This window comes from Paenibacillus sp. oral taxon 786 str. D14 (assembly GCF_000159955.1).
GTDB lineage: Bacteria > Bacillota > Bacilli > Paenibacillales > Paenibacillaceae > Fontibacillus > Fontibacillus phoenicis.
The window spans coordinates 21654-37240 of the sequence record NZ_GG695990.1 but is presented as its reverse complement, the minus strand read 5'-3'; the positions used below and the strand labels follow the sequence as shown (position 1 = coordinate 37240).

12 protein-coding genes are annotated in these 15587 nt (G+C 54.8%); 3 read left to right on the top strand and 9 right to left on the bottom strand.

Features of this window, described 5'->3' with window-relative positions:
- Positions 1 to 13: 13 nt before the first annotated feature.
- Together POTG_RS18905 and POTG_RS18900 are read right to left on the bottom strand one after the other, a co-directional pair.
- On the bottom strand, positions 14 to 1135 hold the full coding sequence (locus POTG_RS18905; RefSeq protein ID WP_036646261.1) for a LolA family protein: 1122 nt from the start codon (positions 1133 to 1135) through the stop codon (positions 14 to 16).
- Positions 1136 to 1288: 153 nt separating this feature from the next.
- Entirely contained in the window at positions 1289 to 1888 is a 600-nt protein-coding gene (locus tag POTG_RS18900; RefSeq protein WP_009226457.1) for a TetR/AcrR family transcriptional regulator, read from the bottom strand.
- Between the two features lie 121 nt (positions 1889 to 2009).
- Here POTG_RS18900 and POTG_RS18895 point away from each other — a divergent pair, with 121 nt between their 5' ends.
- On the top strand, positions 2010 to 2567 hold the full coding sequence (locus POTG_RS18895) for a hypothetical protein (protein WP_009226456.1): 558 nt from the start codon (positions 2010 to 2012) through the stop codon (positions 2565 to 2567).
- Positions 2568 to 2876: 309 nt separating this feature from the next.
- Here POTG_RS18895 and POTG_RS18890 read toward each other — a convergent pair whose 3' ends face one another.
- The 6 genes from POTG_RS18890 to POTG_RS18865 all read right to left on the bottom strand — a co-directional run bounded on the left by POTG_RS18890 (position 2877) and on the right by POTG_RS18865 (position 10703).
- On the bottom strand, positions 2877 to 4127 hold the full coding sequence (locus POTG_RS18890; protein ID WP_009226455.1) for an MDR family MFS transporter: 1251 nt from the start codon (positions 4125 to 4127) through the stop codon (positions 2877 to 2879).
- A 71-nt stretch (positions 4128 to 4198) separates the two neighbouring features.
- Complete coding sequence (locus POTG_RS18885) at positions 4199 to 6013, bottom strand: cache domain-containing sensor histidine kinase (RefSeq protein ID WP_009226454.1); 1815 nt, start codon at positions 6011 to 6013, stop codon at positions 4199 to 4201.
- A gap of 10 nt (positions 6014 to 6023) precedes the next feature.
- On the bottom strand, positions 6024 to 6854 hold the full coding sequence (locus POTG_RS18880) for a response regulator transcription factor (protein ID WP_009226453.1): 831 nt from the start codon (positions 6852 to 6854) through the stop codon (positions 6024 to 6026).
- A 181-nt stretch (positions 6855 to 7035) separates the two neighbouring features.
- Positions 7036 to 8727, bottom strand: coding sequence for an extracellular solute-binding protein (locus POTG_RS18875; RefSeq protein WP_009226452.1), 1692 nt, complete (start codon positions 8725 to 8727; stop codon positions 7036 to 7038).
- A gap of 82 nt (positions 8728 to 8809) precedes the next feature.
- Positions 8810 to 9703, bottom strand: coding sequence for a carbohydrate ABC transporter permease (locus POTG_RS18870; RefSeq protein WP_009226451.1), 894 nt, complete (start codon positions 9701 to 9703; stop codon positions 8810 to 8812).
- Between the two features lie 19 nt (positions 9704 to 9722).
- On the bottom strand, positions 9723 to 10703 hold the full coding sequence (locus tag POTG_RS18865; RefSeq protein WP_009226450.1) for an ABC transporter permease: 981 nt from the start codon (positions 10701 to 10703) through the stop codon (positions 9723 to 9725).
- A 211-nt stretch (positions 10704 to 10914) separates the two neighbouring features.
- Here POTG_RS18865 and POTG_RS18860 point away from each other — a divergent pair, with 211 nt between their 5' ends.
- Both POTG_RS18860 and POTG_RS18855 read left to right on the top strand, forming a co-directional pair.
- Entirely contained in the window at positions 10915 to 12267 is a 1353-nt protein-coding gene (locus POTG_RS18860) for an amino acid permease (protein WP_009226449.1), read from the top strand.
- 177 nt (positions 12268 to 12444) lie between these two features.
- Entirely contained in the window at positions 12445 to 14946 is a 2502-nt protein-coding gene (locus POTG_RS18855) for an alpha/beta hydrolase family protein (RefSeq protein ID WP_009226448.1), read from the top strand.
- Between the two features lie 82 nt (positions 14947 to 15028).
- Here the strand turns inward: POTG_RS18855 and POTG_RS18850 are convergent, their stop codons facing one another.
- The gene (locus POTG_RS18850; RefSeq protein WP_009226447.1) at positions 15029 to 15586 is read right to left on the bottom strand and encodes a GbsR/MarR family transcriptional regulator; all 558 of its coding nucleotides are present in this window, start codon (positions 15584 to 15586) and stop codon (positions 15029 to 15031) included.
- Position 15587: the final 1 nt, after the last annotated feature.

Here is a 15587-nt window from a genome sequence, read left to right as displayed (position 1 = left end):
CCTGTTCCTTGTGTTACTTACCGGTTTGGTCCTGCATCGAAGCGGCAATTTTGACCATTTCGGTCACCGGCAGATTCTCGCTCGTAATCCGGAATTCCAATCCGTCCACTGTCCAGGTGAGTGTCCGCAGAGTATCGCCGGTCAGCAGCCCCCACGTAAAGCCCATATCGATGAATTCACCCGGTACGAGCGATGCAGTGCGGTCCGGCGAACGCGTCTCCGTCAGCGTAAATTGATATGTACCGTCATACCGCAGCAGTACAGTCGTACGATCGGTACCTTCCACGGCTTTGTCATCCTGGTACAAGACCCCATCCGGCAAATATGTTGGGATAATTACGCCAAAGGGTTCCGTCAACGCCGGTGCAGCCGAAGATGTGTTGCCACTGGCTTCATCGGTTGCTGCATCGCCGTTTGCGCCCGCTGCCTCATCGGTTGGCGTCTTCTCCACAAGCATGCCGTTCTCATCAACTTCCAGCAACGTGCCTTGGGAATTCTGGGCAGCTGTATCGAGGTTATGCTGCATGTCAAACGAGTTCTTGTCGAACTTGGTGCCAAAGTCGAATTTATCGAATTTCACTTCGACAACAACTTTCGCTTCGGCATCGGATACCTGAACTTGCTTCGGCGCATAGTTGTCCTTGGCCAGCCAGATTTTTTGCCGGACTAAGGCATGGGTGTTGTAATTAGCCGCAACATCGAAGATGTAGCTATCCTTGTCGCTTTCAAATTGCCGCGAGCTGTCGCTTAAGATACTGCGAGCCAGCGTTTGATACAGATACACTTGACCTTGGTTCTCCGGCCAGTCGCTTTGGAAGCGGAAGCTCTTGTTCAGGCTTGGCGTCAGTACGAATACGCCTTGTTCGTTGCGGAGCACGATTTGCGTAACGTCCTTTTGAGCATTGGTGAGCGCGATCCGGTAGAACGACGGATTTTGGTACCAGACCTCCACCTTGTACTCCTGAGGCTTGTCACCCGTATAAAGCGTCATCGTGCCGGAGCCCTGATAACTCTCCAACTGGGCAACCAATTTGTCCAAATCCTTGACGACGCCGTCGGCGTCCTTTTTCCCGCATGCAGCCAGCACGAAGCTTAAGGCTATCACGATGGTCAGCATCCACGTGAAACGGCGCATGAGATCATCCCCTCTGCAGTTTGATTTCCTAAACTGATACATGTCTATGAGGGAACTTGGCCGATTATGCAGACTAGCCCTGCTCGGGAAAAGACAAGTTACCGGATTCGGGGCAACCCGTTGCGGTTGTAGGCTATTGCAGGCTATTGCAGGCTATTCATCCTTGGCTGCATTCGTAATCGAGTCTAGATGAGCCTTCAGAACGCGGTTGATTTTGTCTGGATTCACCCGTAAGGGATCAAGCAAGGCATGTAAGGTGATGCCGTCGATCAACGCGTGCAGCCGCACCGTTTCCATCTCCCGATCCAGCCCGGCTTGCAGCAAACCATGCTGATCCATGGTGGTGATCAACCGCTGCATCAAGTCGTACAACCCGTCATGGCGCGCATCAAACTTCCCCGGCTTATGCCTGAAATAGGCTGTGAACGCCATCCACACCTCCGCTTCCGCCCGGGTCTCCTCACGGGTCGGCACGACCTCCTGCAAAATCCTCAGCACCTTCTCCAGCGGCGGCAGATCCAACGCGGAGATTTCGATAATTCGTTCCGTCGCTCTCTCCTTCACCAGGTTCATCGCATAGCGCAGCAGCTCCTCCTGCGAGTTGAAATCATGGCGCAACGCCCCCGGTGAAAGCCCCGCCTCCTTAGCGATATTGCGAACGGTGGCCCCTTCCATCCCCTGCTTCAAAATCACCCGCCAGGTTGCTTCGGCTATAATCTGTTTTCTTTGTTCATGATCTACTAGTTTTGGCATGCCTCTAGTTTAGCACCTCCAGGGCGGATCACACAATTTATTTAGTACAGTTGTATTAATTGAAACAGGATGTTACAATACACTCAACCTTTTTACATTTCATCTGTTACTGGAGGTCATTATGAACTTTATCGCCTGGATGATAGTGGCCTGTGAGATCGCCTTTTGGATCGTGATTCTTGCAGGATTATCCGTTCGTTATGGACTAAAGCGACCAAAGCTGGGGATGGCTTTGCTGGCCTTAACGCCGGTGATCGATCTGCTGCTGTTCGTCCTCACCGGGGTGGACCTGTATAACGGTGCCGTAGCAACGACAGCCCATGGAATCGCCGCCGTATATATCGGGGTCTCGATCGCTTTCGGCAAGAGCATGATCGATTGGGCCGATCGTTGGTACCGTTATCTGTTCGTCGGAGAGAAGGACGCTAGACCGCCCAAACGTTATGGCCTGGAGTATGCCAAGCACGAGCTGAAGGGATTTCTGCGCCATGCCCTCTCTTTCCTGATTGGCGCAGCACTGCTCTTTGGCATGATCACCTTCATCAACGATCCGAGTCGGACCGAAGCGCTGGGCGGGATCCTGCGAGTTTGGAGTATCGTGTTCGTCATCGATGGTCTCATTATGATCTCCGCGTTCATCTGGCCCAAGCAGCCGAAACATAAAACGGACCGGGCTTGAATCGCCCGATCCGTTTTGGCGTGGTATGAACTTGTCATCCCCATATCACGCTTACCTGTAAAAAGTACCGTTAATTTCTTTAAATACACCCGATGTGTTCAAATTAACTGGAAATCCTGACGTTAATTTTGCCCGAAACCGCCTGTAAGCGACGATTCCGGCAAATTAACAGTAGGATTTCCAGTTAAATTACTCCGCTCCCCCAAAATGTCCAAAAATAACGGTAGAAAATCCAGTTAGTCGATCCCGTCCGGCGATCCTGACCCTCTGCCAGACTTCAAAAGGCAAGAGGCTCCCCTTATCAGCTGATCAGCTAGGCACTCCCGCCTGCGCCTCCGCCTTCCCAACCGCCGCTTCCTTTGCGGTCAAGTGACGCTTCGCCAGCAGCAGGAACGGCACGCCGCAAGCGGTCGTCAGCGCGATGATCCCAAAGATGAGCAGAGACTGCAGGGCGCCAAAGGCATCCAACAGGAAACCGCCCACCAGCGGTGCGAGCACGTTGCCTAATTGGTTGAAGCCAAACATGCCGAAATAGGTCCCGCGCAGCGAGGCAGGAGCAATCCGGTCAACCAGCACGTCCGTCATCGTAAACATCAGCACTTCGCCGATCGTAAAGATCACTACGCCCACCAGGAACGCCCAGACCGCATGCACCGAGCCGAACAGCAGCAGGCTGCCGGACACGAAGAGATTGCCCGCAACCAGCGGCACAATCGGCGAGAAGCGACCGGCAAACTTGACGATCGGGAACTGCACCGCCAACACAACAATGGCGTTCAGCGACAGCATGTAACCAAACAGCGTGGCCCCGTCCTGGATGCCCGGCGTCATCTCCAGGTACTGTGCCAGCGTAGAGCTGAAATGGCCGTACCCGAGCACGCAGAAAATCATGCCTATCAGCACGTACAAAAAGGTGCGGTCCCTGACGGTCACCTGCATGGCGCCCTTCAACGTCAAACGCTCGCCTGCTCCATGACCCGCGATCCCGATTTCCTTGTGCAGCATAAACAGGAAGACCAGAACCAACCCGTACACCAAATACACGAGACCCGCGAAATAGAAGGCCAGTCCCGTCTCGGAAGCACCCACTTGCAATCCAAGGATCGGCCCAATTACAACGCCGAGATTGATCGCGGCGTAACGCAAATTAAATACCAGCATTTTGCTTTCCTGCGGGGTGATATCGGCCAGCAGCGCCCGGGAGGTTGGCTCGAACAGCGCCCGGCATAATCCGTTTAGGGCGTTCATGATAAAGAAAAGCCACACTTGGTTCGCCAGCCCAAAGCCGATAAACACCAGCACCCAACCGAAGATCGAAATGTACAGTACCCGCTTGCGTCCGATGACGTCCGAGATGTAGCCGCCATAGAAGCTGGCGAACACCCCAATCAGCGAACTGACCGCAATGACGATCCCGGTTTCGGAGGGAGATGCTCCCAGCGATTTGATCAAGTAAATAGATAAGAACGGAATACTCATGGACGAAGCCATACGTCCAAAAATCGTCCCAATAATAATGGTCCACGACAAGGGATGAATGCTCTTGAGTTGTGCGTTCATTTGGTTTCGCCTTCTTTGTTCACAAGATGTTCAAAACTATCTCCCTATTAAAACCGCGAATCCAATAGTTGTCAAGACTTGTCAGAAGGACTAATGCTTGACGTTTTGGCAGAGGTTCGGGAGGAGCCCGGCGTTTCTCCACCGGCAGGGACGGCCGGGAACCGGATCAGCACCGTCGTGCCGATGCCCGGGCGGCTATACAGCTTCACCCCGTACTCCGACCCAAAATGCAGTTGAATGCGGCTATGGACATTCCGAATGCCAAAGCCGCCATCTGCTCCGGGGGCCGGGTTGAACACTTGCCGCTGTCGTTCCTGCGTCATGCCAATCCCGTCGTCGATAATCTTGAAGCACACCTCCCGCCCTTCCGTATATCCTTGAATCCGAACGTGGATCGGGTCGCCAAACCAAGCATGCTCCAGCGCATTCTCGATAAACGGCTGCAACACAAGCTTCACCGTAGCCAAAGACAGGATGGCAGGATCAACCTCAAAGTCGAAGGACACCGCCTCTCCGAACTTCGTACGCTGAATGTTAATATAAGCTTCGGCCTGCGCCAGCTCGCTATGGATCGGGATGATCGTGCGTCCATCGCTGAGCGACAAGCGGTAAAACTTCGCCAAATCCAGCACCATGCGCTGCAGCTTGTCAATCTCCCCGAATTTGGCCAGCCGGCTGATCGAGGACAACGTATTATAGAGGAAATGCGGATTAATCTGCGCCTGCAGCGTCTCCAGCTCGGCCTCTTTTTTCTCAAGCCGGGTCAGATAGACCTGCTCAATCAACTGCTTGATATTGTGCCCCATCTCATTCAGGGCGGAAGCGATCTGCGAGAACTCGTCTTTCCCCCGATAGCGCATCCGTTTATGCAAATCCCCCTCACGGAAGGCGTTTAAGACCGAGACGATTTTCGTCACCCGGATCGAGAAATAACGGGAGATAAACATGCCGGCAAACGTAAACACAATCAGGCACAACAGGCAGATCAAGATCACAAACCAGCGTACCTTCGCCGAGTCCCGTTCCATGATCGTAAGCGGAACCCGGGCCGTCAGCACCCATCCTGGGCCTTCAAGCTCCTCTTGGATCGTCAAATACTCGGTTGTTCCAGAGGATGCTGCAAACCCACCGGACTCGTATAACGTCTCCCCCGTCCCATCCTGGATGAGCAACTGGCTGCCTTCGCCGATTTTGCGGTAATCCAGCGCCCCGAACAGCTCGCCGATCCGAACGCTGAGCCGCAAGAAGCCGATTTCCCGCAAATCCAGCGGCTTGTTGCTGTCGACCAACCGGCGCAGCAGCGAGATTCTGCCCTGTTCCCGGTCCTTCTCCACCTGCTGCCAAACGAGCGTCTCTCCGTATCGCTCCTCAGGAAAATCTATGTACCACGCTTTATCCTGAAGCCTGCTTAAATGATAGATATTATAGTTGCCTTCAAGCGCATCCGGATTCTCATTCACAAAGGAACCGTGATAAATCTCGGGCAGCGTATCATTCTCCAGAAAAACGTACATGGCGAGCTTCAGACCGGTCGCATTCATCGCAATATGCAGCTTGGGCTGAAGCACCATCGTCGTCCGTTCATAACTGCTCCAGCCCTCCTCATAGCTGCGCAGCTGCGTGATCAACATGTAATCGTGATAGAGCATCGAGGAGACGCGCTCGACATCCGCCAGTTTGTATTCGACGTTGTCCCGGATTTGCAGCAGCGTCCCCTGGATATTACTGCGGGTTTGATTGCGTATGGATTCCTGATAGAGAGAATGGGAAAAATAGCCGATCGCCAGCACCGGAATCAAAATAAATACGAGGTAGGTCAACATCAGCTTGTAGCCAAACGGAAGGTAACGCAGCGCTCGGGGCGGCGTCACGCGGTGGATTTTCATCAAGTCGGCCTCACTCCCGTTTGCGGAATTCCATCGGCGTCATCCCGAAGGTCTCCTTAAATTGCCGGCTAAAGTAAGGGATATAGCGGTAACCTACTTGACCGGCGACCTCGTAAATTTTCACCTTCGGGTCTTTGAGCAGCTTACGTGCCCGTTCCATTCGCAGTTCAGTCAGCATTTCGCTGAAGCCTTGGCCGGTTTCCTCCTTAAAAAGATGCCCTAGATAGTTCGGCGAAAAGGCGAATTGCTGAGCGATGTTCTTTAAGGTGAGATTCTCGTGGAGGCGCGCCTGCATCGTCGCGATGATTTCCCGGATCAGCCGGCTGCAACCCGGCGCAGGGCGCGACTCGGTCAACCGCGCCGCAGCTTGCCGCTCCTGCTCGTCCTCCAGCTTCTCAACGCCTTGCGCTTGCAACGCCTGCATCATTTTCAGATACTGCTCCTCCGTCCGCTTCCGATTCGCTTCATGTTCCAGCTCCAGCGTAATTTGCCGGAGCGAGGCGACCAACTCGTCGTCGTCCATCGGCTTCAGCACATAGCTGCAGGCTTTGAGCGAGAGCGCCTGCTTCACATAATGAAAATCCTGGTGTCCGCTGACAAACACGACGCGGACGTCCGGCTTCCGGTCCATCGCCCGGCGTGCCAGCTCCAGCCCGGACATATGCGGCATATTGACGTCCGTGACCAGAATGTCGATCGCCTGCCGTTCCATCAGCTCGCAGGCCGAGAAGCCGTTGCTAACGGCGCCCACCACCTCCATCCCCAGCTCGGACCAGGGAATAAACGTCCTCATGCCCTCCAGGTCAAGATGCTCGTCATCAGCAAGCAGTACCTTGTACACGATCGTGTCAGCCCCCTTTTTTCCTTGCGGAAGTTCGGTTTCAGCTCCGTTTCCCCTAAGTATACCCGGCCTCCCTGTTCGTTGAGAACGGAGAAAATCCTCTAATCCTCCCCGCCCTGCGCTACAGGAAAAGGGAGCCTAATGAATCGGGCCCCCTTGCCAAGTAGCTTGCCTGTCTCGGTTAATTGCCTTGGATCATCTTCAAATTCTCATGCCAGCGCTGAGTATAGTAATCCAGCAGCTTCTCGAACCCAATGGCCATCGTGTCCTCATGCGCTTTGTCGAGGATCGCCAACGCTTCCTCGTCCGTCTTCGCATACAGCGCTTGCGCTCTCGCTTTCTGCCAAATGTCCTTGCCGCTTTGGAAGGTGATGCCCTCCTCGGTATCCGGCAGCGGGAACAAATTGATGAATTCCGTAGCGTCGCCCTGCGTTTTCCATGTAATTTCGTACTGCCAATAGGTTGACCAGTTCCGTTCGCTCTCCGGCAGCGTTGCTTCGAATCTCCCTTTAATATCGTCAACGTACACGGTATTACCAACCCACATCAACGGGTCCATCTTCGCTTGATAATCGGCGAGCTTTTCTTTTTCCTTCGTATATTTCTCCGTGAACTTCGGCGTGATGCCGTCCGCTTCCCGTCCTTGCCAGAACTCGCCTTCAACCCCCCACATCTGCAGGGTCATCCCCTCAGGACCGGTCCACCAATCCAAGAAAGCGAATATCGCTTCCGGATTCTTGGCGCTGGTCGTAATGACCGCTGCGTTCCAACCGAGCATGTTATAAGTGCCGGGATAAATTTTGTTTTTGTCCAGCCCTTCCTTGTGAATCGGCCAGATCATGAAATATCCGGCGTCCGGATCCTTTTGGGTCAAGGCTGCGTGGGCCTGCATCGCATACAAGGTCGGATTGGAGGAAGTGTACACCGCCACCCGGCCGTTCATCAGCTTTTCCTGCACCTGGTCTCTGGTCTGCGTCATGGCGTCCTGCGTCATCAACTTCTCGCGGAACAGCTTCGCTGCGTAGACCACCGATTCCCGGAACGGTTCGTCCTTGTAAATCGAAGTCATTTTATCCCCGTTGGGTACGGCAAAATAACGCGGAAAACTTAAATTGTTCTCCTTAAACGCGGAGTAAATCTGATCAAGACCGTGACCTTCGCTGGCCAAATCCGTCTCCAGCGGGATGACGTCCGGATATTTCTCCTTCACCAGCTTCAGGTAAGCATACAAATCATCGGTTGTTTCCAGTTTAGGCGAACCGAGCTCTTTATAAATCTTCTTGTTGACCACCCATCCGGCATTGCCGTTCGGACGGTTCGTGTACCAGTTCGGGAATTGATACAGCTTGCCGTCAGGGGATCGCAGCATGTTCATTGCCTTCGGATCCAGCCATTTTTTCAAATTCGGATACTTCTCGATATAATCGTCCAATGGCACCAGCAAGCCTGCTTCGCGCAGCCGTTCGACGTCCGCACCCCGCTCACCCCAAATGACGTCCGGCAGATCGCCGGAGGCAATCATCGTGTTTAGCTTTTGCACCGTATTTCCGCCGTTTGGAATTTCTGTGATGTTCACCTTCTTGTTCTCTTTCACCCAAGCTGTCGTTTCGTCGGCGCCCCATTTGGGCATGGTGTACCAGTCATAGTTGCCGTAAAGCGTGAATTCCAGCGGCTCCTTCCCCAGCTCGAAAAGCTGCGGTTCCGCAGACTCCGCCTGGTTCGTCTCCGCATTGCTGCCGTTCTCCTTCGGCGCTTCGGCAGGATTACCGCCACTCGCGCTGTTGCCCCCGCCGCCGGAGCATCCGGCCAGGATGACGGCAATCGCCATGATGATGATCAACAGTTGGCTTAACCGTGTTCCCCGCTTTTTCATACGACTGTTATCCCCTTTCGCCTTTCATTTTTATGTTCAAAGCAGAACGATCTGCCTTAAACGCCGCCAGTTGTTCCTTCAACTACTCCTTCAAGGACCCGACCAGCACCCCTTTGACAAAATACTTCTGCACAAACGGATACACCAGGACGATCGGGATCGTTGCGACCATCATGGTGGCCATCGACAGCGATTTGCTGGTGACGGTTTTGGCCTGCGCCATATGGGCTTGCGCCGCTGCATCCAGGTTAGCCGTCTGCTCGGAGACGATATTGGACGCGAGAATCTGCTTCAGAATGGTCTGAATCGGCAGCAGCTCCTCCTTCGAAATGTAGATGCTGGCGATGAACCACTCGTTCCAGTGCCCAACCGCGGTAAACAGCGACAACGTTGCGATAACCGGTCCCGACAGCGGCAGCACGATGCGGAACAAGGTGCCCCAATTGCCGCAGCCGTCGATTTTGGCCGATTCCTCCAGCCCTTGGGGCAGCCCCTGGAAGAAGGTACGGAAGATGATCATGTTCCAGACCCCGATAAGCGAAGGAATGATATAAACCCAGAAGGAGTTAAACATCCCCAGATTACGGATCAGCAGAAACGTTGGAATCAATCCGCCGGAAAAATACATCGTAAAAATACACATCAGCATGTAAACCTTACGCCCCATCAGCTCGCGCTTGGTCATCCCATAAGCGAAGATCGCCGTGGCCAAGATGGCGCTGACCGTTCCGACGACGGTCCGAAGGACGGAGATGATGAAGCCCGACATCAGCCGTTCATCCTGGAAGACGACCTCGTAATTTTCCAGGGTGAAGGCGCGCGGCCAGAGGGTAATTCCGCCTTTTGCGGTATCCAGCCCCTCGTTTAGCGAGATCGCAATGGCATTCAGGAACGGATATAACGTGGAGAGGGAAAAAATGGTTAAGAAGACGTAGATGAAAGCAACCATGACCCGGTCGCCTCTGCTGCTATACATCGCGAGCACCTCCTCCTGATTACCATAAGCTGTTGCCGGATCGGCGGGCTACATAGTTAGCGAGGGTCAACAGTCCGACACTTACAACCGCTTTAAACAACCCGACGGAGGTAGCGTAGGAATAGCGGTAATTGTTGATCCCGACCCGGATCACGTACGTATCGATGACGTCGGATACATCGCGCAGCGCCGGGTTCACGGCCAACACGAGGATATCCTCGAAGCCGGCGCTCAGCAAATTGCCGATGGCCAGAATCATAAAAATCGAAATCACCGGCATAATCGATGGAAGCGTTATCAAATAAATCTGCTTAAAACGGCTGGCCCCGTCAATCGAAGCGGCCTCATACGTATGGGGATCCACCCCGGCGATCGCCGCTAGGTAGACGATCGAGCCAAAGCCGATTTCCTTCCAGACGTTGGTCGTGATCAGAATGGTCCAGAAGTATTCCGGGAGCGACAGAAAATTAATCGGCTCCTGAATCAGATTCAGCCGTTCCAGCAGCATGTTTAAGCTGCCGTTATCCGTGGCGAGCAGCGAAGCGACCAAGCCGCCGAGAATGACCCAGGACATAAAATGCGGTAAATACGTAATCGTCTGAACGACTCGTTTGAAGACCATTTTCCGCACTTCGTTCAGCATTAAGGCCAACAGGATCGGTGCCGGAAATCCAATCAGAAATTTCAGCAGGCTAATGACGATCGTATTGCGCATCACCGTGTAAAAATCCGGCGAGTTAAAGAAGTAAGCAAAATGCTTCCAGCCCACCCACGGACTTCCCGTAAAGCTGTGCCCGATCTTGTAGTCCTGAAAGGCGATCAAGACACCATACATCGGGATATAACTAAACACGAAGATGAGGGCAAGCGCCGGGAGAACCATCAACTGCAGGTCGATTTGCCGAAAAAAACGCTCGATCCCGCTCTTCCTTCTTTTATAAGGCATGTGCGGCATGGCGGGTTCGGGTTGCATTTCCCGATCCGTGGATAATCGGGCCATAAACGCTTCTCCCCTTTACGCTTTTTTGATCTTGAAAGTTATTGTATATTGGCCGCCGGGCCCTTGCCTATCTGACCAATCAACGAAATGTGATACTAATCAACCGGGTATGATTTCATTTCCTCCCGCGGGCGAATTAGTGTAAGATAAAGTCCGTATTGCTTATCCAACTTCCAATGGATACAACTCAGATTTAGGGGGCTTTATTTACGTGAAATCCGATTCCTCAACTTTGCAGAAAAAATTGCTGCCCCGCCACATCAGCTTCATGGCCATGGGCGGCGTTATCGGCACCGGGATCTTCAAAGGGAGCTCCGAGACCGTCAGCCTGGCCGGGCCTGGCGTGATTTTTTCTTATGCCTTTGCCGGATTGCTGCTGCTGGTCGTCATGGGCGCTATTGCCGAGATGGCGACAGTGTATCCTGGCCGCAACATGAAGGACTTCATCCGGGAGGCGTTTGGCGAGCGCATCTCCTTCATTCTGGGGTGGATGTACTGCTTCATGTGGCTGGCCGTATGCGTCATTGAGGTGATTGCCGCCGGCAGTTTCCTGCAGTTCTGGTTGCCGGACGTGCCGCTCTGGGTGCTTAGCCTAGCCAGTGCCGCCTTTATCTTGGCCATCAATCGAATGAGCGTAGCCGGTTACGGCGAGTTTGAGTTTTGGCTGGCCGGGATTAAAATCGCGATGATCATTGTCTTTATTCTCCTGGGCGCGGCCATGCTGTTTGGCCTTCTCCCTGGAACGAGTGCTCCGTTCCCGCACAATTACCGGGATTACGGCGGCTTGTTCCCGAACGGATGGACGGCAATCTTCTCGGCGCTGCTGGTCGTCATGTTCTCCTACGGCGGCTCCGAGCTGATCGGACTGACCTTGTCGGAGGCCAAGGATGCGGAAAAAGTGTTACCTCGGGTGGTCAAAAGCTTTATTTTGCGCGTGGTGCTGTTTTACACGTTACCGATTCTGATCATTTGCGGGCTGATACCGTGGAACAGTCTCAGTGAGCAGACCAGCCCGTTCGTGCAGGTGCTGTCCTCGGTTGGTTTGCAGGGGGCGGCGCATCTGATGAACTTCATTCTGATTACGGCGGTCTTGTCCGCTGCCAATTCCGGCATCTATGGCGCGACCCGGATGCTCCACTCGATGGCCGCCGGCGGGGAAGCCCCAGCGAAGCTGGCGCGGATCTCCGCCAAGGGCGTTCCGGTCAACAGCTTAATTCTTTGCGGGGTTGTTCTGATCCTCGGCTCCATGTTGGCCGTCTTTAATCAGGCAGGCTTGTTCCGTCTATTGATGGCGGTACCCGGCTTTGTCGTGCTGCTCGTCTGGATCACCATCTGCTTGTCCCAGTTAAAGCTGCGCCAGCGTTATCCGGCGGCACCTAGCTTTAAAGTCTGGGGCTTCCCGTATATTACGGTGCTGACCGTGATCAGCCTCGTTGTCATTGCGCTGCTGTTCTTGTTCGACGCGCAGAACCGCATCAGTATCGGGACCTGCCTGGCCGTGCTGCTCCTGCTGATCGTCTGGTCGTGGGTCCGTTTCCGCCCGCGCCCCGGCCAGAGTCGGTAGAGGTGTTGGAGCTGGCTTTTACGGGATTATCCCGCTGACTCAGCCGGCTGATGGTGCTGCAGCAGACGCTTTTACATGATTATCCCGTTCGGTCAGCTGGGTCGGCCCCTGTTTTCCCCTGTTTCTCCCGGTCCTTGGCCCATGTTACAATAAGGGAAGAGGAGAGACTACGAGATTTTGGGGGAAGCCATGGAAATTCAGGTGGTTACTGAACTTTTACTGAGCAAGCCGACGCTGCGTTACCGGATCGCTCGCCGCATCCGGAATGCTTACCGATACGATACCGCCTTTTGGCGATCCGCCATTGCCGGCCCCTGGGGGGCCGGCATGTTCGCGTTTGGCCTACTGGCGCTCGGGATGCCGACCGGGTTGGGGAGACCTGTCGACCTGCTGCTGTTCCTGCTCGCGGGAACGCTGGGCCTGTACCTGACCGCCCACACCGCCGCGCTGCTGCTGGCTTTGATCGGCGTGCCGATCCCCCGCCTGTTTACGGGGGCGGTCCTGTTCGATTTTGCCGCAGCCTTCGTTATTTTCTACTATAACGAAGTAGCGATGCCCGCGGCTGCGGTCGTGGCCGCGGTGATCAGCCTGGCGGGAATCGCCGCCGGGCTGCTTTATGGGGCGCTCGCCAGCCGGAGGCTGCGGCTGCGCCATAAAGCGGCAGCCGCCCTGATGGCGGCGCTGCTGGTGGCCGCCGCCGCGATCTGGCCGTTCGCGGCGGGACCAGGGGGCGGCTCCGCCGTACCGGCCTATCAAGGCGTGCAAAGCGCCGGGATATGGAAAGCCGGCGAAGCCGAAGATGACAAGGCGCGCGATGGCGCAAGCAGCGACGCCGCCGTCGGTTCAGCGGCCGTGCCAAGCTTGGCCGATCTGCTGGACAGCCCCGCCGAACCCGGGCCGTATGAGGTGTCGACCTTCACCTACGGCAGCGGGAACGACGCTTGGCAGCCCGAATACGGGGAAGCGGTCGACATCACCTCCGGAACGGTGGATGCCTCCGTCTACATTAAGAAGTGGTCCGTCTACCGGACCGCCTATTGGGGATTTAATCAGCGAGCACTTCCGCTGAACGGGAGAGTCTGGATGCCTGTCGCAGCAGAGGAACAGGACAACACCAACCTAGGAAACAGCGCTGCCGATAGCCAAACTCGGTACCCGCTCGTGCTGATCGTTCACGGGAATCACCTCATGGAGGATTTCTCCGATGACGGATACGCTTATCTGGGAGAATTGTTGGCCAGCCGAGGGTTTATCGTCGTATCCGTCGATGAGAACTTCTTGAATTACTCCGTATGGACGGGGATTCCCGATAACGATATGAAGGTTCGAGCCTGGATTTTGCTGAAGCATTTGCAACAGATCGGCACATTTGCCGCAGAACCGGATAATCCGTTATACGAAAAAATCGACTTTACCCGCATCGGACTGGTTGGTCATTCCCGCGGCGGGCAAGCAGTAGCGATGGCCGCGGGTTACAAGGATTGGTTCGCGGACGACGCGGAGCTCATGTCGAGCTTAGAAGACTACAAGATCCAAGCCGTTGCCGCCATCGCCCCCACCGACAAAAAGGTGGACGGAAAATACACACAGCTTAAGGATGTCAGCTATTTGACACTGCAAGGCGCGCGGGATGGCGACGTCAGCGACTTCGAAGGCGACCGCCAGTACATGCGCACAAGTTTTTCGTCAGGCAAAGATCGGTTCAAAGCCTCGCTGTACATCGGAGACGCCAACCATAGCCAGTTCAATAGCAGCTGGGGCGGTCGGGACGTCAGTTATCCGAAGGGCATCCTGCTCAGCCGGAACGGGATGCTGTCGCCTTCCGAACAACGGAGCATCGCGAAGGTGTACATCTCGGCTTTCTTTGAGGAAACGCTGCATGGTGCGGGAGCGGGGAATAACGGAGCAACAACCACTCTCCACGCTGTGTCCGGCTCCGCTTCGGTAACGAACACCAGCGCCAAGCTCGGCCGCTATCTCCCGCTGCTGCAGGATTACCGCACCGGCTTAGCCTGGCTCCCGGACACCGCATATTACAACCGGTTCGAGCGCAGCACATTTACCGCTTGGGCCCGCTACGATGAAGATTTGAACCGGTTGAGTCTCCCTGGGGGAGGGAAAGCAGCGGGCAGCAACCTCACCTGGAAGGAGGAAGAGGCAAAGAACCGGCAAAACGGCACCAAGCCGTCCCGGGGAATCGTGCTGGAGCGTAAGCCTAGCGGCAATGAGCCGTCCACTTATACGTTAAGCTGGGAGCAAGGTGCTCCCCTCCCGTCCAGCGGCCAGCTGGAGGAGCTCGCCTTTTCGCTCACGGACCGCAGCTTCGAGCTGCAGGATGACAATACGCCCGATGCGGCTTTGGCTGCGGGTTCCGTCACAGTTGAGGTAGAGCTTACCGACGGCAACGGTACCTCCGTCCGTCTGCCGCTCACGAGGTTTATGGAGGTCGAACCGCTGCCCGTCACCTCGTTTACGATCCACCCCTGGCTGGAGCGCCACCTGTCGGGCGGCAAATACAAGCATCCGACGGAAGCGGTATATCAGACGTATCGTCTAGCTTTGGCAGACTTTGCGGCCGCCAACCCCAGCTTCAATCCGGACACCGGAATCCAGCGGCTGACCTTCCTTCTCAGCGGCGGCGCCGCCAAGCTGATGCTGGATGACATCGGAGTCTATTGATACGCCAAAAAAACGCTTATTCCCCGCGCTGCGCAATGACAGCGTGATCGGGAATAAGCGTTATATTTTTTATACAAGAAAGTCAGGATTCGGTTTCCTTGGGAACCAGCTTATAGATCTCTCCGCTTTCCATCGCGTCGATCAGGCGGTCCAGCCATTCGTAATATTTCACCGATTCTTTCATCTTACGTACGTCTTCTTCCAATACCTTACGGAGCGGTCCTTCCTCCTCTACCACCATCGCTTTGGTTAATTCATCAATGGAGCGACGCAGCACCAGGATGTTGCTCTCCACCGCTTTTCTCCATTTAATTGCGAAGAAGTCCGTAAACGTCTGGTACCAGTCATATTCCACTTCATATAAGTCCTTGCGGGAGCCTTTCTCCCACACTTTATTGACCATTTTGAGATCCAGCAGGGTGCGGACGCCCGTACTCATGCTGGTTTTGCTCATCTTCATTTCCTTGCCCATCTCGTCCAAAGTCATCGGCTTGTCGGCAAAGAACAAAAGACCGTATAAGTGCCCTGTTGATAACGAGACCCCATACAAGTCCATATTTCTGCCGATGGCCTCGATCACGCGTTTACGTACCTTCATTAATAAAGCCTGTTGCTCATCGGTGAGCTGGTCCAAGCTCATG

What these genes read in the sequence shown, in the direction of transcription:
- POTG_RS18905 (WP_036646261.1), bottom strand. Translation starts at nt 1,135, where the DNA reads ATGCGCCGTTTCACGTGGATGCTGACCATCGTGATAGCCTTAAGCTTC.
- POTG_RS18900 (WP_009226457.1), bottom strand. Translation starts at nt 1,888, where the DNA reads ATGCCAAAACTAGTAGATCATGAACAAAGAAAACAGATTATAGCCGAA.
- POTG_RS18895 (WP_009226456.1), top strand. Translation starts at nt 2,010, where the DNA reads ATGAACTTTATCGCCTGGATGATAGTGGCCTGTGAGATCGCCTTTTGG.
- POTG_RS18890 (WP_009226455.1), bottom strand. Translation starts at nt 4,127, where the DNA reads ATGAACGCACAACTCAAGAGCATTCATCCCTTGTCGTGGACCATTATT.
- POTG_RS18885 (WP_009226454.1), bottom strand. Translation starts at nt 6,013, where the DNA reads ATGAAAATCCACCGCGTGACGCCGCCCCGAGCGCTGCGTTACCTTCCG.
- POTG_RS18875 (WP_009226452.1), bottom strand. Translation starts at nt 8,727, where the DNA reads ATGAAAAAGCGGGGAACACGGTTAAGCCAACTGTTGATCATCATCATG.
- POTG_RS18870 (WP_009226451.1), bottom strand. Translation starts at nt 9,703, where the DNA reads ATGTATAGCAGCAGAGGCGACCGGGTCATGGTTGCTTTCATCTACGTC.
- POTG_RS18865 (WP_009226450.1), bottom strand. Translation starts at nt 10,703, where the DNA reads ATGGCCCGATTATCCACGGATCGGGAAATGCAACCCGAACCCGCCATG.
- POTG_RS18850 (WP_009226447.1), bottom strand. Translation starts at nt 15,586, where the DNA reads ATGAGCTTGGACCAGCTCACCGATGAGCAACAGGCTTTATTAATGAAG.